Origin of the sequence: Bacillus ndiopicus (genome assembly GCF_000612805.1) — a bacterium.
In the GTDB taxonomy this organism is placed as follows: Bacteria; Bacillota; Bacilli; order Bacillales_A; family Planococcaceae; genus Metasolibacillus; species Metasolibacillus ndiopicus.
The window spans coordinates 128548-152052 of sequence record NZ_HG964406.1; the positions used below are offsets into that span (position 1 = coordinate 128548).

The 23505-nt window shown below is 36.4% G+C and carries 18 protein-coding genes and 1 riboswitch; of the genes, 5 read left to right on the plus strand and 13 right to left on the minus strand.

Going from position 1 to position 23505, the window contains the following annotated elements; translation table 11 throughout:
• The first annotated feature begins 111 nt into the window (after positions 1-111).
• A complete protein-coding gene (locus TY13_RS12100; protein WP_042476259.1) occupies positions 112-645 on the plus strand; it encodes a GNAT family N-acetyltransferase in 534 nt (177 codons plus the stop codon).
• Between the two features lie 18 nt (positions 646-663).
• On the plus strand, positions 664-1965 hold the full coding sequence (locus TY13_RS12105) for a hypothetical protein (RefSeq protein WP_042476262.1): 1302 nt from the start codon (positions 664-666) through the stop codon (positions 1963-1965).
• A 63-nt stretch (positions 1966-2028) separates the two neighbouring features.
• Here TY13_RS12105 and argH read toward each other — a convergent pair whose 3' ends face one another.
• From argH to TY13_RS12135, 6 genes are all read right to left on the minus strand, one after another.
• Positions 2029-3345, minus strand: coding sequence for an argininosuccinate lyase (gene argH / locus TY13_RS12110; protein ID WP_042476265.1), 1317 nt, complete (start codon positions 3343-3345; stop codon positions 2029-2031).
• 4 nt (positions 3346-3349) lie between these two features.
• Positions 3350-4885: a Na+/H+ antiporter NhaC family protein gene (locus tag TY13_RS12115; protein WP_042476267.1), complete on the minus strand. Its 1536-nt coding sequence runs from the start codon at positions 4883-4885 to the stop codon at positions 3350-3352.
• A gap of 184 nt (positions 4886-5069) precedes the next feature.
• Positions 5070-6218 carry a thiolase family protein gene (locus tag TY13_RS12120; RefSeq protein ID WP_042476270.1) on the minus strand — a complete coding sequence of 383 codons (1149 nt, stop codon included), beginning with the start codon at positions 6216-6218 and terminating at the stop codon, positions 5070-5072.
• A gap of 24 nt (positions 6219-6242) precedes the next feature.
• Positions 6243-6971 (minus strand): hypothetical protein, encoded by a 729-nt coding sequence (locus TY13_RS12125; protein WP_042476271.1) that lies wholly within the window; start codon positions 6969-6971, stop codon positions 6243-6245.
• A complete protein-coding gene (locus TY13_RS12130) occupies positions 6964-8292 on the minus strand; it encodes an AAA family ATPase (protein WP_230199434.1) in 1329 nt (442 codons plus the stop codon). Before TY13_RS12130 ends, TY13_RS12125 begins: the two co-directional genes overlap by 8 nt.
• A 32-nt stretch (positions 8293-8324) precedes the next feature.
• Entirely contained in the window at positions 8325-9092 is a 768-nt protein-coding gene (locus TY13_RS12135) for an NRDE family protein (RefSeq protein ID WP_042476275.1), read from the minus strand.
• Between the two features lie 135 nt (positions 9093-9227).
• Between TY13_RS12135 and TY13_RS12140 the strand changes: the two genes are divergently transcribed.
• On the plus strand, positions 9228-9968 hold the full coding sequence (locus tag TY13_RS12140; RefSeq protein WP_042476850.1) for an SDR family NAD(P)-dependent oxidoreductase: 741 nt from the start codon (positions 9228-9230) through the stop codon (positions 9966-9968).
• Positions 9969-10052: 84 nt separating this feature from the next.
• Here the strand turns inward: TY13_RS12140 and TY13_RS12145 are convergent, their stop codons facing one another.
• From TY13_RS12145 to kynU, 7 genes are all read right to left on the minus strand, one after another.
• Positions 10053-10724 carry an ABC transporter ATP-binding protein gene (locus tag TY13_RS12145; protein WP_042476278.1) on the minus strand — a complete coding sequence of 224 codons (672 nt, stop codon included), beginning with the start codon at positions 10722-10724 and terminating at the stop codon, positions 10053-10055.
• The gene (locus TY13_RS12150) at positions 10717-11823 is read right to left on the minus strand and encodes an ABC transporter permease (RefSeq protein ID WP_042476281.1); all 1107 of its coding nucleotides are present in this window, start codon (positions 11821-11823) and stop codon (positions 10717-10719) included. The genes TY13_RS12145 and TY13_RS12150 overlap by 8 nt, the downstream gene beginning before the upstream one ends.
• A complete protein-coding gene (locus TY13_RS12155) occupies positions 11820-13043 on the minus strand; it encodes an ABC transporter permease (protein ID WP_042476284.1) in 1224 nt (407 codons plus the stop codon). Before TY13_RS12155 ends, TY13_RS12150 begins: the two co-directional genes overlap by 4 nt.
• 42 nt (positions 13044-13085) lie before the next feature.
• Positions 13086-14624, minus strand: a complete 1539-nt coding sequence (locus TY13_RS12160) for a flagellar basal body-associated FliL family protein (protein WP_042476286.1) — start codon at positions 14622-14624, stop codon at positions 13086-13088.
• A gap of 684 nt (positions 14625-15308) precedes the next feature.
• Entirely contained in the window at positions 15309-16151 is an 843-nt protein-coding gene (gene kynA, locus TY13_RS12165) for a tryptophan 2,3-dioxygenase (protein WP_042476289.1), read from the minus strand.
• A complete protein-coding gene (locus TY13_RS12170; RefSeq protein WP_042476293.1) occupies positions 16151-16774 on the minus strand; it encodes a cyclase family protein in 624 nt (207 codons plus the stop codon). The genes kynA and TY13_RS12170 overlap by 1 nt, the downstream gene beginning before the upstream one ends.
• Positions 16774-18045 carry a kynureninase gene (gene kynU, locus TY13_RS12175; protein ID WP_042476296.1) on the minus strand — a complete coding sequence of 424 codons (1272 nt, stop codon included), beginning with the start codon at positions 18043-18045 and terminating at the stop codon, positions 16774-16776. The genes TY13_RS12170 and kynU overlap by 1 nt, the downstream gene beginning before the upstream one ends.
• 163 nt (positions 18046-18208) lie before the next feature.
• A riboswitch (cobalamin riboswitch) is annotated at positions 18209-18406 on the plus strand.
• Between the two features lie 172 nt (positions 18407-18578).
• Between kynU and TY13_RS12180 the strand changes: the two genes are divergently transcribed.
• The gene (locus TY13_RS12180; protein WP_042476298.1) at positions 18579-19298 is read left to right on the plus strand and encodes a DUF4430 domain-containing protein; all 720 of its coding nucleotides are present in this window, start codon (positions 18579-18581) and stop codon (positions 19296-19298) included.
• Between the two features lie 252 nt (positions 19299-19550).
• A complete protein-coding gene (locus TY13_RS12185; protein ID WP_042476300.1) occupies positions 19551-23441 on the plus strand; it encodes an S-layer homology domain-containing protein in 3891 nt (1296 codons plus the stop codon).
• Positions 23442-23505: the final 64 nt, after the last annotated feature.

Below are 23505 nucleotides of genomic sequence, written 5' to 3' on the forward strand. Positions count from 1 at the left end.
ACCTGAACCTTGCATCTTGGATTTGCAACAAATTGTACATTATTATAGAAGTACAATCAATTATAGTGCATAATTGATATAGTGAATTTTATATAAGGAGATTTTAATAGTATGAACTTTTCAATTCGACAAGAACATCATTCAGACTATGAAACTACTGAAGATGTAATACGTCAAGCTTTTTTAGATGAGGATATGAGCGATCAAAAGGAGCATTTCCTTGTACAACGTATCCGTCAATCATCAGCTTTTATTCCAGAGCTTTCGTTAGTCGCAGTTGATAGCGATGATAAAATTATCGGCCATATTTTACTATCCAAAATTACGATTGAGCATGGTGAAACATCTATTGATTCTTTAGCACTTGCTCCTGTATCAGTTTTACCAGCGTATCAAAATAAGGGGATAGGTAGCCAATTAATTAAAGATGTATTACAAAAAGCAGCTGAAATTGGTCAGCAGTCTGTAATTGTGCTTGGCCATGCAGCGTATTATCCAAAATTTGGCTTCCGCCAAGCGAGAGAATGGAATATTTTCGCCCCATTTGAAGTACCTAGCGAAATTTTTATGGCGCTTGAATTGACTCCGAATGCACTACAAAACGTACAAGGAACTGTTCGTTATTCAGATGCTTTTGAAGGCTAGAAAAAAAGGGGGCATACTATGTTTACAGTTGGCGTAATAGGATCTGCGACATCTGTGCATAAAGTCATCTCACTTGCACAAAACTTAAAGCTAAAAGCGCGCTTTATTGCATTGCCGTATACAAACTTTCAGGAAACCAAATTAATCATTCAATCACATGATCATGAAGTAGATTTTTGGTTTCCAACAGGACAGCTTCCTTATGCTATCGCTAAAGAAGTTTTACAAACAGATGATTTTTTAATTCCTATTCAAAATAATGAGGCTAGCTTATATAAAGCTTTCTTGGAAGTTGCTTATCATTCCAATATTTTTTTACAGCGGTTAAGTATTGATGAAATGTCTAAACAAGTAGTTGATGATGCACTCATACAATTAAACATTGAATCATCAAACATCTATTTAAAAATTTATGACACAACAACTACCTCTGAAGAGCTAATCAACTTTCATAAAACGCTTTGGGCTGAAGATAAAACATATGGTGCCATTACAAGCTTTGAAGCAGTTTATAATGAGCTGCAGCAGCTTGGTATTCCTGTTTATTGGTACTCAATCAGCCATTCAGAGATTCTTCATGCTTGTAAAGTATTAGAAGAAAAAATAAAAACATCGTTTTTCAAGGATACACAGATTGGTGTATGCACGATTGCAATTGAAGAAATAAGCACTACAATTGTTACAGCTAATCCCTATGCACAGCAATACTTGGCATTACAAATTAAAGAAATATTAATCAATTTAAGCGAGCATATAGATGGCTTTTTAACAGAGCAAGGTGATAATCGATATATCATCTTTAGCACACGAGGTGCTATCGAAAAAAACTATCCAATTGTCCGCCAAAAAATTCAAGAGCTTAAACTTTTAGCAGACAAATATATCATTACAGGCATTGGCTATGGTGAAACTGCTTTAGCAGCAGAAGTAAATGCTACAATTGCAAATCAACATTCTCGTAATAATGAGCAGCATGAAATTTTCGTCATGCAAGAAGATGGAACCATTATAGAACATATTGGTCACGACAAAGAGCTTGTTTATACGAACAAGCTCTTTGATACACCTTCGATTGAAGCATTGAAAGAAGCAAATATTAGCATGAGAACATACAACCGTATTCAAGCACTCCTCTTAAAATTGGGTACGGAACATTTTACAACACTTGATTTAACAAATCATTTACAAATGGAAAACCGTAATGCCCGTCGTATCGTCACGAATTTAAGCAAAGCTGGATTAATTGAATATGTAGGAGAGTCTACCCATCATGTGAAAGGAAGGCCACGTAAAATATATCGTTTCCTTCAACAAAAATAGCGCTTAGCATTTGATATGCAAAGCGCTATTTTTACCTATCTTTACAATAATGAAAGCCATACTTTATCGTAAATGAATCTTAGTCCCCTTATTTAAAATGCTGTCATAATCAATATAATCATATATATCTGATTGAATCGTATTGCTAAATTGCTGAAGCTCCTGCAATGTTAAATCTTCAATACCTTTCTCGTGATCTTCGCAATAAATAACGACTTTTCCAACAATACTATGCGCATCTCTAAATGGTGTACCTGCTTTTACTAAATAATCCGCAAGCTCTGTCGCATTTAAGAAACCTTTTTTCACTGATGCTCGCATATTTCCTTCATTCACCTTTAATGTACGAATCATCTCTGTCATAATTTTTAATGAAGCAAGTGTTGTGTCAATCGCATAGAAAAACGATTCCTTTTCTTCTTGCATATCTTTATTATACGTTAATGGAATACCTTTCATAATCGTAAAAATTGAGAATAATGCACCATACACCTTACCTGTTTTACCGCGTATCAATTCAGCCGCATCAGGGTTTTTCTTTTGTGGCATAATGCTGCTACCTGTCGCATAGGCATCATCAATTTCTATAAATTTAAACTCTTGGCTGCACCATAAAATCAATTCTTCGCTCATACGACTCAAGTGCATCATAATAATTGAAAAATCAGAAGTTAACTCTAGAACATAGTCACGCTCGCTGACACCATCCATAAAATTATCTACAGGTTTATTAAAACCAAGCTCTTTTGTTGTAATTGTACGGTCGATACTATGCGTTGTCCCAGCAAGAGCACCACACCCAAGCGGGTTTTCATTCAATATTTCAAGTGCATTTTGTACTCGTTTTTGATCACGATTAAACATTTGATAGTAAGCCATTAAATGATGCTTAAATGTCACAACCTGTGCTCTTTGCAAATGGGTATAACCTGGCATCATATAAGGATTTTCTTCTGCCTTGTCCTTTAACACATTCTTAAATCTTTCAAGAGCATCAACGACTTCATGAGCTTTTTTGCGTGCATACATTCTTGTATCCACAGCTGTTTGGTCATTGCGACTACGGGCCGTATGTAGTTTTTTTCCAACATCACCGATACGCTTTATTAAGTTCATTTCAACAAAGCTATGAATATCCTCATAGTCACCTTCAATTGGTAACATACCACTTTCAATATCATTTAAAATACTTTTCAGCCCTGCCGTAATCTGCTCGCCCTCTTCTTCTGTGATAATCTCACATTGTACAAGCATTTTAACATGTGCTAAGCTACCCGTAATATCTTCAAAATAAAGTCTTGAATCTATCTCTAAAGAGCTATTAAACTCTTCCATTAAACTATTTTCCTTGTTTCGAAAACGTCCGCCCCACAGCTTCATTTTATTAAGCCCCCTCTAATTCTCTTTTTCTCTCTCTATTTCTTGAAATTCGACCTAAAATAATTGTGCCAATAACCATTAAAATTACTGCTAGTACTGCTGTATAAACACTCTCATACATACCTGCAACTAAAAATGCAATTAATGTAATACATGCATTAAATACTGCGATTGGTATTTGTGTTTGATTATGGTCAACATGGTCACAACCTGCACCAGTTGAAGATAATATCGTAGTATCTGAAATCGGAGAACAATGGTCTCCAAAAATACCGCCTGAGATAACTGCCCCAATCGCAATATATACAGAAATATCCATATGATAAGCTAATGGAATCGCCAGCGGCAACATAATGGCAAATGTTCCCCAAGAAGTTCCACATGCAAAGGACATTATGGCCCCTAGAATAAATATAATTGCAGGTATTAGCATCGCTGGTATTGCTCCATCCATTATACTTACTAGATAATTTGCTGTTCCTAGTTGCTCTAACACATTTCCTAATGACCACGCTAGCACTAAGATAATAACTATATCCATCATTCGGCGCATCCCTGATACATAAATATCAAATGCTTCCATAACTTTTTTTACTTTATAAACTACCATTAAAGCTATTAATACCATTGCTGCTGTTAAATATGAAATACTTAATGCGATTCTAAACTCCCCACCTGCAACTTGTTTAAATGGGAAACCTAACGGAATTAATTGACCAAATAGCATTACAAGTAACACAATAATCGGTACTAATACTAAGCTTGCCTTACTTTTTGTTTCTAAATACTCATTCATCGCCTCTGTTTTACGCAGTGGCTTTGAATGTGACCAATAAATATCGCCTGTTTTCTCAATGCGTCGATCTGCTGCACGCATTGGACCAAACTCGGATTTTGTTAATAGCATTACAGGTACAATTAATACCGCTAGCATCGGGTAAATATAAAATGGTAACGCATTCATAAATGCGTCCCAATCAGACTCTTTAATATTTAAACGCTCATACTCTTTGCTAATAAGTCCCATAATATAAACACCCCACCCAATGAATGGAATCATAACTGCTACTGGCGATGACGTAGAATCAATAATCCATGCAAGCTTTTCTCGAGATGCTTTCAATTTATCAAAAATCGGTTCAAAAACTGGTCCCACAATTAATGGTGTCCCTAGGTCAGAGAAGAAAATAATAATACCACCAACCCAAGCAGATAACTGTGCACTCACCTTTGTACGAATAAATGTAGCCACTTTTTCAGCAAATGCCCCTGCTCCTCCTGACTTCTCCATTAACGCAACGAAGCCTCCAATAAACACAAGTAATGCCAATACAGCTGCGTTATAACTATCTGTTGACTGCACAAAAATATAATCACCAACAATCGACTTCACAGCTTTGAAAACATTCCCATTCAATAAAATCAATATACCTGTGAAAGCCCCTAAAAATAAAGAGATAATAACATTTCTCGTAATAAACGCTAATGCAATTGCAATCACTGGTGGGATAATCGAAATCAGCCCAAATGTTTCTTCCATACTTTTGCTCCCCTTTGAATTATTATCTAAATTAAATTTCATTAAAGGGTATTTACCCTTTAATTATCCATTATTATAATCGGAATATTAGCACTTTACAATCTATTTTTTAGCTGACAAATTGAAAACAACCAATCTATCACATATCCCTGTGATAAATTGGTTGTTTCTTAGCTATATTTAATTACAGCCTCTCAATAATGGTTGCATTTGCCATTCCCATGCCTTCGCAAATTGCTAGTAAGCCATAGCGTTGCTGCTCACGCTGCATACGATATAGCATCGTTGTTAGTAGCTTTGTACCTGTAGCTCCAAGTGGATGCCCAAGTGCTATCGCACCACCATCAACATTTAATTTTTCGATATCCGCACCTGTATCTCTTGCCCAAGCGAGCGGTACTGGCGCAAATGCTTCATTTACCTCATACGTATCGATATCTGCCAAGGATAAACCTGCTTTTAACAATACCTTTTCTGTTGCAGCAATTGGGCCTGTTAACATTAACGTTGGGTCAGAGCCTACAACAGATCGGGCTACAATACGTGCTAAAGGCTTAACACCGAGAGCTTCTGCTCGTTCACGTGACATCAGTAAAACTGCTGAAGCGCCATCACTCATTTGGCTTGCATTGCCCGCAGTAATCACGCCATCCTCCTGAAAAACATGTTTTAAGCTACTTAAGCTTTCCATTGTTGTATCCTGCCTTGGCCCTTCATCCGTATCAAAAATAAATGTATCCCCTGCTTCATTTTGTACTTCCACAGCAACAATCTCATCTTTAAATTTGCCCTCTGCAATTGCCTTTAGTGCACGCTGATGACTCATATAGGAATATTCATTTAATTGCTTTGCACTAAGGCTCCACTGCGCAGCAATCCGCTCTGCTGACAAGCCTTGATGTATAATTTCATGCTGCTTTATCAGCTGCTCACTAGGAGCTATACCCATATAATTTGAACCCATCGCCATGCGCGTCATACTTTCTACGCCGCCAGCAATGACAATATCCATATCTCCAGCTAAAATAGCTTGTGCTGCAAAATGGACCGCTTGCTGACTGGAGCCGCATTGACGATCAATCGTCACACCTGGCACATGAATCGGAAAGTCTGCAATTAATAGTGCAGTACGTGCAATATTTCCCGCCTGCTCTGCGCTTTGCGTAACACAGCCTAAAATAACATCTTCCACATCGCCCTTATCAATACCAGCACGTTTCACAACCTCATCTAAAACAACGGCTGCTAAATCATCCGCGCGCATTTGGCTAAGCGCACCTTTACGTTTCCCAACCGCCGTTCGTGTTGCTGCTACAATGACTACTTCACGCATTTAAAACATCCCCCTTTGTTTAATTCATGCATGTCTTGAATAGCTATCTAAAAAACGAAACATTAACGAAGCATTTGTATGCTGTTTAAGTGAATTTATATTTTCCATAATAAATTCCCAGCTTTCTGTATGCATAGTGCTGTAATTGTCATTCTGTTCAACTGGCATATATTGCGCCAAAAAATGCTCAATAGGCATTTCTAGCTTTTCTAAAAAATTTTCTATTTTCTCTACTTTATCCTCTTTGCAAGGGTTCATTTCATTAAACACAACATGCTCTAAATGACGCGAAAAATAATATGCCTGATAATCATATTGTGCAATATGATTTGTAGAAACCATCGCATAAACATTACGCGATCTAATCGTATTGCGTTCCTCGATTCTGCCCTTTTGTTCCTCAGAATTTACAGTTATACAATCTACATTATATTGCGTTAAAACAGTCTGCTTAGCATTTACTTTAATATGTTCTGGTGCAATAAAGCAACCATCAGTATCGAGTATATGCAATACCGCTAATATATTGGAAGGCTTAAATTTTCGCTTCATTAATATTTCTTTTACTCTGTCTCCAATTACCTCTTTTATTGCCTGCTCTTTGTTTTCTCTTTGATAAAAAATATCACCGTGTTGTGGTTCAAAACGAATTTCTTTATCTTTAAATAACTGCCTTAAACGCTCAATAAGTAGTAGTTCATCAGTGTCGCCTTCTACCAATAAAATAACAACCTTCTTTTGTGCTTTAGTCAATTATTTTACCCGCTTTCCTAAATGACTTCTTAATATCATACATATTCGTCTCATTGTACATTGCCTCATCTTGTCCACCTAATTGAATAGCTCTTAAGTAGATATCACGGGCATTGCTTAATTTTTTAACACCCTTCAGCTGTAAATAACGTTGTTCCTCATTTAATGTTGTAAACCAAAGATTTTGAATAGGAAGTACCTCTAAAATTCTCAAATTATGTGATGTAAAAAATAATTGTCCCTTGCCATTTTCATTAATAACCTCTAGCATTTCTCCTAATAAATATTCAAAAATACCAGCATCAAGCTCATCAATCACCACGCAGGCATTCGGGTTATTGTAAACAGCTATCAATGTGCTTAAAATGGAAATAATTTTTAGTACCCCTTGTGATTCACTACGTAATGGAAGCTCAATATCCCCCTTTACTGATAAAAACTCAAAACGTACGCCATCCTCGCCACTACTCATTTTTTCAACATTTATTTCCCGAACTTTTATAAAAAGCCCTGGAATAATTGTTGTTAATACAATATTCGTTTGCTCAACGACTTTTTCAATCGTTGTAAACATTTCCCTGGGCAAAAGCATTGTATCCCTTAATTCATACGGTATATTGCCTCTTTTTCCTTCCACATGAACACTAAATGGCATAACGAGATTGGCTACTAGTAGACCATAGTGAATCGTATCGATCACATGAAAATCTTTATTAAAATCATGCTTAAGATTTTTTATAATTTCATTCTCTTCTTCATTACAAAATGATTCGAATACACTCGTTAACTCCTTTCTAAAAATAAAGGAGGTAGCATTTTCTTCTGCTAAATGATTTGCTACCATTAAATTTACTCTTTGATTTTCGCGAAACGCTTCCATTTTCTTATTGCGAATCGAAATTTTGTCACCTTGCTTTGAAACCAGTTCCCTGAAACGTTTTCCGCTTTTATTTTCTTTATAGAATAAAGTCTCTTTGACAACCTTTAATGTTTCTATCCCCTCTTGCAATTCCACAAAATATTTAACAAAATACTGCCCTAAAAGGTTCGTTATAAGAAATTCAATGTGTAATTCAATGCTTTTTTCTTTGAAATAAATAAGCTTTAACTCTTTATCCGGTAATTTTTTCGCCTGTAGCAATGCTTTTAAAAGACTAAAGGCTTCAACTACGGCTGTTTTACCAGAACCATTTTGCCCATAAAAACCAACTACATCCGCCTTGTTTTGTTGAAGGAAAGTTGAATTGGTTTTAAATGTGCCATACTTCACGTTTTTTAAGCATTGAATTGTGACATTACTAATTCTTATAATTGTATCCAAATTTGTACCTCCCACATTTAATATCTGTTTAGCTATGCCTCATTATGCTTTTTTTCAATAGCAAAATAGACATTGCCAGCATACTCTCCATCTGTAAAACTACGTTCTGCAATCGCCCAGCCATTTTCGGTGCTTTTCACTATGGTAGAAGCGCGCGTACCATAGCCATCAAAATGAATAAAAATAGGTGAAAGCTTTTGCTCCAGTTCAAATGGCACACCTGTAGCTGGTAAATCTTGATCGTTTGCCCTTATTGTGTCCTTTAAAATCATAAATAATGCTTCTTCCTCAGTAGTTGTTTGTATTGTTTTGTTAAAGCTATTTTTCAAGCGCATAACTTTTGGCCATGCTGTATTAAGTGTCGCATTCGATACACAATGGATGCCAGGTGGAACAATTGTTAACTCATCCATTACCGTATTGTAATGCACTAGATTTTCTTCATCATAGAGCAGAACATTAAATGCCCCATATAAATGTCGCTCTCTCTGTAACTGCTGTGCAAATTGTAGTGCACTTAGTGAGGTATTAATAAAATCAACTGGCACTTCCCCTCTAGATTTTTCCCCAACAAGTGGCAAGCTTGGATTACGGTAATTAGTCACAGCCGCAAAGCGTCCATTATTACTAACAGCAAGCCATGTGCCCATTTTCTCTAAATCTCGACCTGCCCAAATATGTGGTGCATCATCCCATTGATGCATTATCTGCGTTGGTCGCTTATAAAATTCGTCTCTATTTGCAGCTACAATTAGAGAATGCTCCTGATGTACTTTATAACCAATTACAATGATACACATATAAAATCATCCCTCTCTACTACTTGAAAAAAGTATAAGGTACATTTCTAAAAAAGACTATGCTTTTAAATTGCTTATCCAGCAATCCATAAATTAAAATGAAGTCAATCAAACGAAGGAGGAATTTACTTTATGATGAACTTAGATGGCAAAGTAGCAGTTGTAACAGGGGCTTCATCGGGAATTGGTTTAGCTACTGCGAAGGCATTTGTTGCAAAAGGAGTTAAAGTTGTTTTATCAGATATTAACGAAGAAGCAGGTATTACACACACAGATGCTTTAAAGGCAGATGGACATGCTGTCGCTTTTTTCAAAGCAAACGTTGCACATGAAGATGAAGTGAGGTCACTTGTTCAATTTGCAGTAGACACGTTTGGTCAGCTTGATATTATCGTTAACAATGCAGGAATTGGTGCACTTGGCTCTACACATGAATTGTCGTATGAAGATTATCATAAAGTAATCCAAGTCAACCAAGATAGCGTATTCTATGGAAGTAAATATGCCATTCAGCAATTCTTAAAGCAAGGCGGTGGCGTTATCATAAACATTGCCTCTATTTTAGGTACAGTAGGCGAAGCAGGTGCATTTGCTTATAATGCTTCTAAAGGGGCAGTCAATATTTTAACCAAATCACTTGCTGCTGAGTATTCCTCAAAAAATATTCGCACAAATGCAATTTGCCCTGGATATGTAGAATCAGGTATGGTCAATAAAGAGGCTCTTGGTGATTTTTATGATGGCTTAGTAGCACGTCATCCAATCGGTCGTCTAGGACAACCAGAGGAAATCGCACATGCTTGTGTCTTTGTTTGCGAGAATGAATTTATGACAGGTGCTACATTGTTAGTAGATGGCGGTTACACAGCTATATAATTTAGTGAGGTTGTCTGAAAAGCTGGCTGACGCCGCTTTTCGGACAACTTTTGTTGTATTATCGTTTTTTCACAAATTACATATTTATAAACAATTAACTTGAATTCCTTTTGTAGACAATAGCTCCTCATAATAGCGATCCCTCCCGATTAACAGGACTCGATCTGTAAATTGCTCAATTTCATTCATATCGTGAGAAGTATAAATAATTGTCGTTCCTTGTGTTGAAGCAAGTTGCTGTAAAAAGCGACCTATCTCCTGTTTAGAACGCATATCAATACCAACAGTGGGTTCATCTAATAAAAGCAACTCTGGTTGATGAATAAGGCTAATAGCCAAATTTAATTTGCGTTTCATCCCACCAGAAAGACTCGAAACAGGCTCCTTCCAATGTGTTAGCTGCATTGCCTCACATATTTTTTTACACGCTTCAATCCCCATTCTTTTCCAGCTCAATTGTTCAAAATAGCGCATATTGTCTTCAACAGAGAAATGCTCCCAAATCGCTAAATCTTGCGGAACAAAGCCAACCTTTTGCTTTATCATCTGATAATGTTGACGATAGGATAGCTCGTCCCAATAAATTTCCCCCGCATCTGGCTGCATCAGCGTTGCTAAAATTTGCAGCAATGTTGATTTTCCAGCACCATTTTCACCAACAAGTCCAACAATCTCACCTTTAGCAATAGATAATGATACATTTTTTAATACCATTTTCTTTTTATAGCTTTTATTTATTGCTTGTACCTCAAGCATTTCGTAACCTCCCATACAACAGGAAAAAGATGCTGCAAAGCAACATTCCAATAATCGGTATTTCTAGCTTCAATAATGCATAGAGAGGATGTACTGTACTAAGTATTTGATGTACAACGCCGCTATCTCGAATCGGTACAATGCCACCACTCGTTAATGCAAAAAGCAAAGTGAATAAAATTGATAAAATATAATAGGTTAATGTATTTTTACTTAAACTTGCGACAATAAATACATAAGCATTAAGTGTCAATCGGAATAAACACAGCATGGCAATTGTCCAAATTGATAGCTCATAAGCAAATAACATTAACGCTAGTAAATCGATTACAAAAAATAAAACGAAATAAATAGCGAATAGCCAAAGCGCGTAATATTTATATGAAATTATGCTTAACGACCAACGCAGTCTTGCAAATGCTTGGCGATCCTTCACTAGCCAGTCAAATAAAAAGAAGGTCGATAATACTGTGAAGCTGGCCCAAATAACCCATGCCGAAATAAAAGGCTGCTTTTCCATGCTCTCATGTTCCATCTCAAAAAAGGAAAAAGGAATTTGAATTAAATCTGCTTCCAGTTGACGTTCCTGCACCTTCGTTTCAATTGCTTGCTCATCAAATAATGCCTTTGATCCATAGTCTTGCAATAGTTGCTCTATATCGTGCACTGTTTTTGAGCGCAATGCCTGCTCCATAACAACTGAGCTAACAATTTCTCTTACTGCTTCATATGCATAGGAGCGATTAGATGCATAAGCTTCAACTATTTTTTTTCTACCTAATTTAATATTCTCTTCATATTTCCTACGGATTACAAACACACTATCTAGCTCATGCTGCTCTAAAAGCCTTAGCGCCTCCGATTTTTTCATAGGGCGCACATCTAAATATTCCACTTGCTCTAGACGCTCCATTACTTCTAACGCATAAGATGAATCATCCTCTAACACCACACCTATAGGTATTTTACTGTCGTCTACAAAAGAAAGTAGCGATTGATAAATAACTACCGTAGCTATAAAAGGAAACAACAGCCATAAAACAGTTGATTTCCATTCATATTTTAATTGCAATATACGCAAATAAATAGCCTTTTTCATCGTAGTCTCCTTTCCAGAAGCAGCGCCAGCAATCCATAGAGCATCGAACCAACTGCGATAAAAATAAGCAAATTACTATAGCTTGCATAATTGCGATTTTCCAATGCAATATCAATAACCCATGAAAAAGCTTGATATGGAAATGTATATGTAATGAGCTGCTGCAGTTCATATGGAAAATAAATAGTCGGTAACAATGACCCACTCATGACAATTACAAGTACAGCTAAAGCAACCTGTAGTACAAGCTTTGTTTTTGCGCTTTTGCAAATAAGCTCTACTAAACCAAGCAAACAAGTGAAACAAATACTATAAAATAACACGAACAAGAAAAGTCTTGCATAATCAAGTGTATAAAGCGAAAGCTCTAGCCAGTAATTTACTACGCTATATAACATAATTAAAAATAATAACGTGCCTACTATAGCAACAATGCCTTTCGCAATAAAGCCTTGTGCAATTGATACCCCAAGCATTCTTAATCGATTTTGAATACTGATTGACTCCTCTTTCATTAAAAGTATATGAAAGCCTATTAGCCAAATCGTTAGACAAATAAATAAAGCAGCCATTGTGTAATAATAAATAGGCATAGTTGTTGCAATATTATTGACTGTATTTTGAACAAGTAGATTATTTTTTCCTAGCGTGTAAATGGCATAATCAATAAATACTTCTTCCTGAAGTTGCTTGTATTTTTCCTCGCTCATCGATGTTTCTTTGGCATATTCGTACACCGTCAAAATGTTTGCCTGTGCTGATTCTATATAGGAGGACATACTATTAAGCAAATTTTTAATAATCGCATTTTCAACTGGTTTATTCGGATCACCAACAAGTGGTAAGGCAATTGGCTCTCCTGCATACAAATTATTTGTTAGGCCTTGTGGGAATTGCACGTAGCTTGTAAGCTGCTTATCTTTCATTGCTTGTCGTGCTTCCTTTTCCGACATCCGCTCTACTTCAATATAATCATTGCCCTTTAATGCCATCACGAGCAACTGCGTCAACACTTTCGTTTCCTCCGTGATGTCATTATCAACAACTGCAAGCTTTGATTTTTGCTGTTCATTAGGCATCATAAATTGCAGTACTAGTAACACAATTAAAGCAATCATACATATTGGCACGATAAAAAGAAGAAGAAGTGATTGCCACTTCTTCTTTAAATAGCGAAAATTTTGTGTTGTAAAGAAGAATATATTTCTTAGCGTCTTCATGTAATATACCCCTTACTCACATAATACAATTAATATCTCTCTTTAATAATCATCATAGCCTTCTTCAGATTCTTCATCATAGTATTCGCTGAAGTCCAAGTCCTCATCGTAGTACTCATCATAATCGAAATCTTCATCATAGTAGTAGTCGTCATAATAATCATCATAGAAGTATTCATTAAAGCCTGTTTCAGCCATAAAGTTTTCTGCCCAAACCATAATACCTTCGCCAACTGTTGCCATATATTCAGATAGCTCTTCTTCTGATAAATTACTAATATCCTTCACTTTTGTTGGTAGTTCGATAGCTTTAATTTTTTTGCTTTCTTGCTCGATTGTTAAAGATGCTTTTCCCATACCTTCCATTTCAATATAAACTGTATGCTCACCATTTACACTATCAGCCTTATATTGTGATGTACCATCCCAATTAAGTGTAACAGCCTCGCCTTCACTATCAAAAATGAATTTGCGTTCAAAGTTGCGCTTATCCTTCTCTTTACTTTCCTCTGATTCATATACTAGTTTCATATCTTCGACGGCAAATTGCACACGATCAGATGCTTTATCGCCTTTTTGGAATTTCCCATCGATGGAAACTTCATCTTGATTATCCCCCATTGAGTAATCGAATGTTAGCTCCTTACCAAATGTTTGTTTCCCTTTAATAACAAAATCGTTAGCTTCTTTAAATTTCAATTCACGTTCAACAATTTTACCCTTTTCAACCCAAATAGTTGAAACAACGCCAAATTCCATTTCACCTAATGCATCAGCTACTTGTTTTTTCATTTCAGTAATTGACGCATCATCACAAATACCTTGAGTAGCCATTACCTGCTTTAAAATGGTTTCAAGTTCTGGGTCTGTTTCAACTTTTTTAGCAAGAGCCTTAGCCACTTTTTTCACATCTTGCTTAGATAAGTCCATGATAATTTTATTTTTTTCTTTTGTAAATGCCTCCTCTGGAAGCTCTTTAAGAAGCGTAGTAGCTAAATTTTTCTTAATGTAATCCTGCTGTGCCTTTGTTAGAACCTCTGTTTCTAATAAAACATTTTGCCCACAGCTTAACTCCCCATCAGCTAATTCATTTAATTTTTCTGTTGAAACAGCTATTGCCTCAGATAAAAATGGTGCATTAAACACATATTCCTTCTGTGTTGCAAAAACCTCAAAATCATCAACTTTTACATCTGCAATTTCTCCACCTAAGCTAAATGCAAATTTTTTATTTTTCACATCTGTCGTTGCTGATAGATTAATTGCCGAAGAATTGATAATTTCAAATGTAGGGTCTTCCATATACTCGCTTTGAATTTCACCAGTAATTTTGAAGTCATTTTGAATAACTGCTGTTTTTGCTAGCTCAGACCATTTAAATTCCTCTTTATACTTATCCTCAAAAAAAGCAATCATTTCACTAGCAGTTTCAGCTTCTGCAGCAAAGTATGCAGCTTTTGGTGACTTCATAAATAGAGCCCCTGCGCCAATTCCTCCCGCTAAAACAAGCGCTGCCACACCTCCTCCTATAAACCACTTCTTTTTAGAGCCATTTGCCGCTTTTTGTTCCTGCGCTTCCATATTTCCTCACCTTTCTCTGTATTAAATACGCCTCGGTTAACATCAGTTTAAACTTTTGAGTCAACAATTCATTTATGTCCCTCTCAAAATGGATGCCATATACCAGAGGTATTATCTTGATTTAGAAAGAATCCCTACTTAATCAAGATAATGCATTCTGAATCAAACAAAATATGTTCTGTATTTTTTGTCGAAATATTTCTTTTTTGTATGTAAAAAGTTGTGTTCGATAAACAGAATAGTTTTAGTATACAAAAAACAATGTAATAATCATACGAAAATTTGTTCGTTTAACATAGGTTAGTACTTTTGTATATAAAAACCCAAAAACAGAACTGTTATGGAAGTTCTATTCCACGGCTTGTTTTTGGGTTTTATTGTATTTTTTTAAGGAATTAAGATATTAATATATTGAAATATTGACTAAATATTTTTCAAAAAAAATTTTTTTAATTACCATACAGGTATTAAGCAATGGTTTATTTTGTTAAATGGCAATATTTCTATTTCCCCTCGTTAACAGCTTTTGAATGATGTTGACTAAAGACATTGTTCCACAGTATCGCAGCCATACACTTGGATTGAACAGGAACATTGTATTTAAATCTTACATAAAATTAGGTGCCAAGAAACCACATTTACATATGGTTTCTTGGCACCCTTTGTGTATTTTTATTATAAAGACTATAACTCCGTACGTAACTGCCATAGCTCTGGGAAGAAATACTGGTCTAGTACTTTTTTCAAGTAGCTAACACCACCAGAGCCTCCTGTCCCCATTTTAAAGCCGATAATGCGCTCCACAGTTTTCATATGACGGAAGCGCCATTGCTGGAATAAGTCCTCAATATCAACAAGCTCCTCAGCTAGCTCATATAAATCAAAATATTTTTCAGGCTCACGATAAACAGCTTTCCAAGCCTCTTTTACACTGTCATTCGCTTCATATTTCGCTGTAACATCGCGCTTTAATACTTCCTCATCAATCGCAAAGCCGCGCTTCGCTAATGTGCGAATCGCCTCATCATATAGACTTGGCGCATTGTAGGCTTCCTGAAGCATCGCTAATATTTTTTCATCATGTGCATAAATTTGCAAAATATGTGGTGTTTTATAGCCGAAATAAAACTCTAGTAAACGATTTTGATAGGATTGGAAGCCTGATGAATTTCCTAGCTTATCACGGAATTGCAAATAATCAGCAGGCGTTAATGTTGCAAGTACATCCCATACATTTTTCAGTTGATTTTGTACCTGTGAAACACGCGCTAGCTTTTTAAATGATTCAGGTAAGCGCCCATTATGAATATCCAATGTTGCTGATTTTACCTCATGTAGAATTTGCTTCATCCAAAGCTCACTTACATGATGGACAACGATAAATAGCATCTCATCATGCTCATCTGATAATGGCTTTTGGCAATCTAACACCTCATTTAAATGCAAATAATCTGTGTATGTCATACGTTCTTTAAAATCCGTAACGATTTTTTTCTCATCCTCAAATGGCTTATAATTATTCGACATTATTGCTCCTCCTCTTTGATGACTGCTCTTACAGGACTACCATCCGCGCCTTCTATTAATAGAGGTAAAATAATCATGTCATAGCGCCCAGCATCTACATGCTCTAACAGTAGATTTTCTACGATATAAATGTCCTGCTGTGCTAATGCATGGTGGATTGGTAGCTCCTTTGATGCTACTTTGTCGACTGATGGAACATCGACACCAATCAAATTAATGCCACATTCTTTTAAATAAGCCACCGTTTCTAGCGTTAATGTCGGCACTTCCTGTGGAAAAATATGTGCATTAGCTATTGTCTTCGTTTTAAAAAATATAGCTTTGACACCAGCTATTTTCCCCTCTACCTGTGCTACTTCAATTAAATCATTATCTAAACATTCAATAACGACCACTTTTCCAATACAGCGCTCAAAATCAAGCTGCTCAAATGTGTGTCCATCGCTATCAAAATGAAACGGTGCATCCATATGCGTGCCTGAATGCAGGCTCATTTGTAGCATGCCAACATTGACTGAGCCCGTTTGCTCCTTTGTCGCAACTGTTTCATAAATGAATTTCGTATCGCCTGCCCATGTCGCAATATTTTTGTTTAATGGCTGTGTAATATCAATCCATCCCATTACGCTACAATCTCTCTTTCATTCGAAAACTTCTCGTATGCTTTCGTTTCCATAATGTCCTTTAAAATTTCAAAGCATGTATATACTTCTTCAAATGTGTTGTACATCGCTACTGCTGCTAAACGAATGCCTTGTGGTGCACGGAAATCAGGAATTACGCCACGCTCCTTCAATGCTTTACAAATACGCGCCGCATCACGATGCTCCAGATAAATATGCCCTCCACGCTCCGGGTGTTCGACTGGACTACACACCTTGAAATCATATTCACCAAGCATATCGCTGACGCATTGCAGCATGTAATCCGATAATGCTAATGAGCGCTTTCTGACATTTTCGATGCCCATTTCATTAAACAACTCAAGCGCTCCTAAAAGTGGTGCCATACTAAACACATTTGGTGTCCCTATCTGGAAGGCGCCAGCCTCTAATGCAGGCTCAAATGTATGGCTCATCGTAAATTGCTTTTCCTTATTTGAACCAAACCAGCCAGCTAAACCAGGTGCTGTACCAAAATGCTTTTCATGCACAAACAGTGCTCCTGTACTACCAGGTCCACCATTTAAATGCTTATATGTGCACCAAAAAGCAAAATCCACATCCCAATCATGTAAATGATGCACAACTGAGCCAACTGAATGACATAAATCAAAGCCAATCATAATGCCACGCTCATGTGCTGCCTTCGTCAATTTTTCCATATTTAAAATTTGCCCGCTACGATAAAGTACACCTGGTAATACAATCAGTGCCACCTCATCTGTCATCGCCGCTATAATATCTTCCTCATCTAGCATTTGCCCGTCACGAGATGCAACGCGAATTAAATGCGTGTCATCATAGCCCTTTAATGCTAGTTGTGATTTTAATGCATAAATATCAGAAGGGAAATTTAACTCATCCGCTAAAATTTTCGTTCTATTTCCTTCAGGCTTATAAAATGTTGCAACTAGCTGATGTAAATTGCTCGTTGTTGAGCCAGTTACAATGACCTCTTCCTTATTCGCTCCTACAATCGGTGCCATTTGTGCACCAAGCTTTTCAGCAAGGAAAAACCAAGCATGCTCACCTTGCGTCCAGCCATCAATGCCATATTCTTTCCATGAACTCATTAAGCTGTGTAGCGTCTTTTCTGCACGTTTTGACATTAGCCCTAACGAATTACCATCAAAATAAATTCGTCCTTCTTGCATATAAAATTCATCTCGCATTGTGGAAATCTCATATGTTTCATCTAATTTTTTTGCATACACCAATGTATTGTCTGTCATGCTTTAGCCACCCTTCTTTATCTTTTTATCTCTCAAATTGATAGTAACATTCATAGGGATGGGAGAAAACCCCCTTACAAATTTACAATTCACAAGTATATCTCTTTTTTTCTCAAACTATTTTGAAAATCAGAAATTTATGCTACACTTACCAATAAGTGAATAACAATTGCAGAGTAAAGGTGCTCAATAAATGAGCTTAATAGGGAATTCGGTACAAAGCCGAAGCTGTTTCCGCAACTGTAAGTGTAGATGACTACAGAGTATACCACTGTCGAATGAGGAAAAATGCCTCTAGTAGATGGGAAGGTTCTGAATAGGATACACGAGCCAGGAGACCTGCCTTTATTCCATCGTATTAACTCTCTTCGGAAGCTAGGAGAACTTACGGCAAATAGATGAACGGGCAAACTGTATTTTTACGCCTTTTTTCTGTTTCCTATTTAGATGCTTCCCCTTTTTGGAGAAGCATCTTTTTATTTTCGAGTTAATTGCAAAAACATTCACGAAATAAAAAATAGGAGGTTTTGTAAATGGTTCATTTAAAAAAATGGTGGCACTTAGCATTCGCCCTTCTTTTGGCAGTTTCGCTCGTATCACCAGCAGCAAGTGCAGCAGTTTTACAGCCTGTCAGCCAAGAAGTATTATCAGCAGACTTTGATGTTCAGCTTTCAGTAACTGGTTTATACGAGGAGATTTTAGAAGAAACAACTGTAAATGTCCAAGATGGAACAACGGCACTAGAACTTGTAGAGCAAACATTAGATAATGCAGGTATTCCTTATGTAGTAGTTGCCACTCAATATGGTCCATATCTCCAATCAATTGATGGGCGTGCTGGAGGCAGCTTAAATGGTTGGGATGGCTGGATATACACAGTAAATGGTAATAGTCCTGATTATGGGTTAGCTGAGTATCAATTAGAGCCTGATGATGTTGTTCATATTTATTACACTACATGGGCAAAATTAGGAACAACAAGTGCTATTACTGTAAACGATAACGCGCCATCTATTACGGTAGATTTAACTGGTGATTTATTTATAACACCTGATGCTACTAATCTAGCAAACTGGACAATTAATACTGGAACAACGGCATTAACTGCTCAGTCTGTTACTGTGAATACTGACCAACAGGTAGTTATTACATTTGCAGGTCAAGCGCAAGCAGGCACTATTACCATTACTGCCTCTGCCAATGCTTTATTTGGTAACTCAGCAAGTGAGTCACTTGAAGTTAAAGTGCAATAACTAGGTAAATTTATACTGACAAGGTGAATAAGCTCACTTTGTCAGTTTTTAACTATTTAATTCAATTGCCTTATGAATCGAGATAAATGCCCCAGTGGCTGTCACAAATTTTGAAGGGAGGTCTGCACAGCGCAGGCCAGTTAACTATTAGTCCGTATAGTGAAGGTTTTAGGTTAACTTCCACTTATTCAGCTCGAAATAAATCTGGACTAAAGTTAGCTAAGGCATAATTGATAGAGGAGGAATTTTCAAATGGCTTTATGGAAAAAGCAACTACATATAGCACTTGTCTTTATTTTAGTATTATCACTATTCTCTCCAGCTAGTGTAATCAATGCGCAGCATTTTGAAGGAGAAATAGTTGAACTTAATACTGAAGATTCTAATGACATTAACGATAGTAATCTTGATGATTCAACAGAACAAAATCAAACTACGGAAATGAAACTAGAAGATTCAGAAAAATGGGATAATGTATTAAAACCTGATAATGATGCTGACCTAGAGCATCTTACGCAACTAGATGATGTAACAGGAACAATGGTTACCCCATTTATGGCCCCTTTCGCAATTAGTGATATTCAATTTAATGCCGAGGAACCGTTACTAATATTAGAAGGTCAAGGATTTCAACTTACTGCAACAACAGATGATAGTGCCACAGTTATATGGACTTCAAGCAAGCCAGAATTTGCAACAGTTAGTGTTGATGGATTTGTAACAGCCCTCTCAATGGGTGAATTAGAAATTACCGCCAGAACAGATACATTATCTAAAAAAATTAAAGTTTGTGTTATTACACCTGAACAACAACATGTTATTCAATTAATTGAAGCCCTTTTACCTGTTGATATTACTTCTGCAGACGGTGTAACTGAAATACTGTTAACAGAAGCTCGCCAAGCATTCTTAGATTTACCTGCAAAGCCTAATCAGAAAACTATAATTAATAACCTTGGATATAATAATAAACTAGCCGACAAAGAAGCACAGTGGACTAGATTCTTTATTGAATCCCTACCACCAGTTACTACAATAGATGATGCAGTTGCCCAGCACCTCATAAAAGCTCGTGCTAAGTACGCCTCTTTAATACAAGATAGCAAAAATAAACTAAAAGCTGATGGAACTGAAGCTTATTTAACAACAATAGAACAGGTCTATTTTGAGCTGTTAATTTCAATTATCGAACCATTAAATATTCGTAAAAATACAGACGAGTTGCTGCCCCTTTTATCAACGGCACGTACAATAGCTAATGGAGAAGTAACCGTAAACAACAGACCAACAAAGTTCGGTAAAGAAAATTATGAAACGCTTGTTAGTAAAGAAGTCGACTATGTCATTTATTTAATCGACCTTCTTCCTGAAATCATCCAAGTTAATGATGAAGCAACAAAAGCACAAATAGCAGCTGCTCGCGCAGCCTATAACAAGCTTGATAAAAACGTAAGAGACGGAAAAACTGACATAGTAGTAACTAATTATCAAGATCTTGTTGATAAAGAGAATATTCTTTCTGCAGGTCCGCGTATTCAAGCTGTTATTGATAAAATCAATGCGTTCCCTTCTATAGAATTAATTACTTGGTGGGAACATTATGCAAAAGTTATTGAAGTACAACAAGCCTACGATAAATTATCAGTTACAGAACAGAAGCAAGTATCCAACTATAGTAAACTAGAAGCTTTACAAAAACGATTAATGGAAATACAACCAACAACAGTTCAAGCCTATGAATCCGTTGTTAAGTATTATACATCTAGCTCATACGAACCAACTTATGGATCAGAATGGACTATTCTAACATTAGCCCGTGGTGATCATTCTGCTAAACATGCAAGTTTTTATGAAAAGTATTATCGCAATCTCGCAAATCACGTAAAAACAACAAATGGAAACATAGATACCCAAGCAACGGACTGGGCTCGAGTAATTATCGCTCTTACAGCGATTGGTAAAGACCCTACAGATGTTGCTGGCTACAATTTAGTAGAGAAATTAGAGGATATTAGTTTTGCTACAAGTCCAGGTATAAACTCTACAATCTATTCATTAATTGCTCTTGATACTTGGAAGTTTGAATTATCTGAAGCAGCAACAACGACACGTGAGAAACTCATTGATGCTATTGTAAAAGCAGAAAAAAGTGACGGTGGATTTGCATTTAGTGGAAGTGTTGCAGATGCTGATATGACGGGAATGGCTCTCCAAGCACTAGCACCATATCAAAGTAACACAAAAGTAAAAGCAGTAACTGAGCGAGCAATCGCTAAATTAGTAGATATTCAATTAGCTAATGGGGGTTACAAATCTGGTGATAGCCCTATTTCTAAAGGTTCTGAAAACCCGGAAAGTGCTGCTCAAGTTATAACAGCTCTTGCCAGCTTAGGTATTGATGCGAATCAAGATAATCGATTTGACAAAGTCATTGCCAATATTATGACTTATAGCTCTAGTGACGGTGGATTTAAGCATGTTCTTAGTCAAACAAAAGCAGATGGCATGGCAACAGTTCAGGTTGGCTATACATTAGCAGCCTATAATCGTTTACTAAGTGGACAAACAGCGCTCTATGATATGTCAGATACGAAAGATAATCCATCGAAGCCTGGCGATAAGGATGGAAGTGAAAAGGAGGAACCTTCCCCTCCTGATAACGGCGGAAGTCAGCCCTCTAATCCTCCTGAAAAAGAAGAGATTGGTTATACAACAGTATCGATTCGAATTTCTTCATCTGAAGTACCATTAAGACCAACAGCAACTAAATTATTTGCTGGCGAAACAGCTTTTGATGTTTTAAAACGAGCAACAGATGAAAATGGCATTGCCCTAAGCTATCGCCAAACAGAGTATGGGATATACGTTGATGGTATTGCTGGACTTTATGAATTCGACCGAGGACCTTTAAGTGGATGGATGTATCGTGTAAATGGCATATATCCTTCCTACTCAGCTGCAAATTACGTCCTATCTCCAAAAGATTCTGTGGAATGGCTATTTACAACTGATTTAGGTAAAGATATTGGTGGTCATATTGATGAAGTTGATAGTGAAGATGCTGAGGAGCAAAATGAATGCACTAAGGATTGCATAAAAGTTGAAAAGAAATGTACAGATGAAATTGAACAATGTAATGAAGAAATAAATAAAGATAGTTCAATAACTGAAATTATGGTTGATGAAAATGGTAATAAAGCAGTAATTACATTTGAAAATATTCAAGAATATCTTAAAAAGAATATTCAAACGATTATAGTTCAAAATAAAAATAACATCAAATTAGAAATTCCTATATCTGCGTTAGCAGGAATTCAGCTTGCGAATGATGAGCATGTCGTAGTTTCTATCACTAAACAGCTAGAAAATAATCAATTCACGGTTAACTTTGCCATTGAGTCTTATAACGGTAGATTAAAGCACCTTTCTACAAGGCAGAATTACTTAAAAGTCACTTTACCTGCTCATGATGTAAAACGAAATGCTATTGTTTTACAGCTTGTAGATGGTGAGTACAAATCAGTTCCACATAAAATTATCAATGGGGAAATTATTATATACACAAAAACAAGTGGTATATTTGTTGTTACTGAAAATACAGTAACATTTAAGGATATTGCTCATTTAGCTAATAAGGAGGAAATTGAGTTTTTAGCTAGTCGCCTCATAATTCATGGTACGACACCAGAAACGTTCGAGCCAAACAAACCAATAACACGCGCACAATTTGCGGCTTTAATTAGTCGCTCACTTGGTTTACAAGCGACTGGTGAAAACCCATTTAGCGATACTACAGACAAATGGTATGAGTCAGATATTCAAGCACTATTTGAGGCAGGTATTACAAAAGGAACGACTACTACAACATTTAATCCAGAAGAACCTATTACACGTCAACAAGCAGCCGCCTTTATGGCTCGCATTTTAGAATACTTAAACGTCGATGGGAAATCGAATGGAAAAATTAATTTCAATGATACCAAAAATATTAGCACTGAATACCTACCTTATATCGAGCTATTAAATAGCCTTGATATTATGACTGGAAAACCAGATGGTTCATTCGATCCAGGTGCTCCATTAACACGCGGACAAACAGCGAAAATTTTAAAACGAACTCTACAATTTGCAAACATCCTTTAATAGTTAAATCTTAGAGATATGCTTCTATTTAATTTAGAAGTGTATCTCTTTTTTATTGAACTGT

Excerpts from the sequence above, each read along its gene's own strand:
- TY13_RS12155 (WP_042476284.1), bottom strand. The coding sequence starts at position 13,043 with ATGAAGACGCTAAGAAATATATTCTTCTTTACAACACAAAATTTTCGC.
- TY13_RS12145 (WP_042476278.1), bottom strand. The coding sequence starts at position 10,724 with ATGCTTGAGGTACAAGCAATAAATAAAAGCTATAAAAAGAAAATGGTA.
- TY13_RS12135 (WP_042476275.1), bottom strand. The coding sequence starts at position 9,092 with ATGTGTATCATTGTAATTGGTTATAAAGTACATCAGGAGCATTCTCTA.
- TY13_RS12105 (WP_042476262.1), top strand. The coding sequence starts at position 664 with ATGTTTACAGTTGGCGTAATAGGATCTGCGACATCTGTGCATAAAGTC.
- TY13_RS12160 (WP_042476286.1), bottom strand. The coding sequence starts at position 14,624 with ATGGAAGCGCAGGAACAAAAAGCGGCAAATGGCTCTAAAAAGAAGTGG.
- TY13_RS12185 (WP_042476300.1), top strand. The coding sequence starts at position 19,551 with ATGGCTTTATGGAAAAAGCAACTACATATAGCACTTGTCTTTATTTTA.
- kynU (WP_042476296.1), bottom strand. The coding sequence starts at position 18,045 with ATGACAGACAATACATTGGTGTATGCAAAAAAATTAGATGAAACATAT.
- argH (WP_042476265.1), bottom strand. The coding sequence starts at position 3,345 with ATGAAGCTGTGGGGCGGACGTTTTCGAAACAAGGAAAATAGTTTAATG.
- kynA (WP_042476289.1), bottom strand. The coding sequence starts at position 16,151 with ATGTCGAATAATTATAAGCCATTTGAGGATGAGAAAAAAATCGTTACG.
- TY13_RS12100 (WP_042476259.1), top strand. The coding sequence starts at position 112 with ATGAACTTTTCAATTCGACAAGAACATCATTCAGACTATGAAACTACT.
- TY13_RS12115 (WP_042476267.1), bottom strand. The coding sequence starts at position 4,885 with ATGGAAGAAACATTTGGGCTGATTTCGATTATCCCACCAGTGATTGCA.
- TY13_RS12120 (WP_042476270.1), bottom strand. The coding sequence starts at position 6,218 with ATGCGTGAAGTAGTCATTGTAGCAGCAACACGAACGGCGGTTGGGAAA.
- TY13_RS12140 (WP_042476850.1), top strand. The coding sequence starts at position 9,228 with ATGAACTTAGATGGCAAAGTAGCAGTTGTAACAGGGGCTTCATCGGGA.
- TY13_RS12150 (WP_042476281.1), bottom strand. The coding sequence starts at position 11,823 with ATGAAAAAGGCTATTTATTTGCGTATATTGCAATTAAAATATGAATGG.
- TY13_RS12170 (WP_042476293.1), bottom strand. The coding sequence starts at position 16,774 with ATGGGATGGATTGATATTACACAGCCATTAAACAAAAATATTGCGACA.
- TY13_RS12180 (WP_042476298.1), top strand. The coding sequence starts at position 18,579 with ATGGTTCATTTAAAAAAATGGTGGCACTTAGCATTCGCCCTTCTTTTG.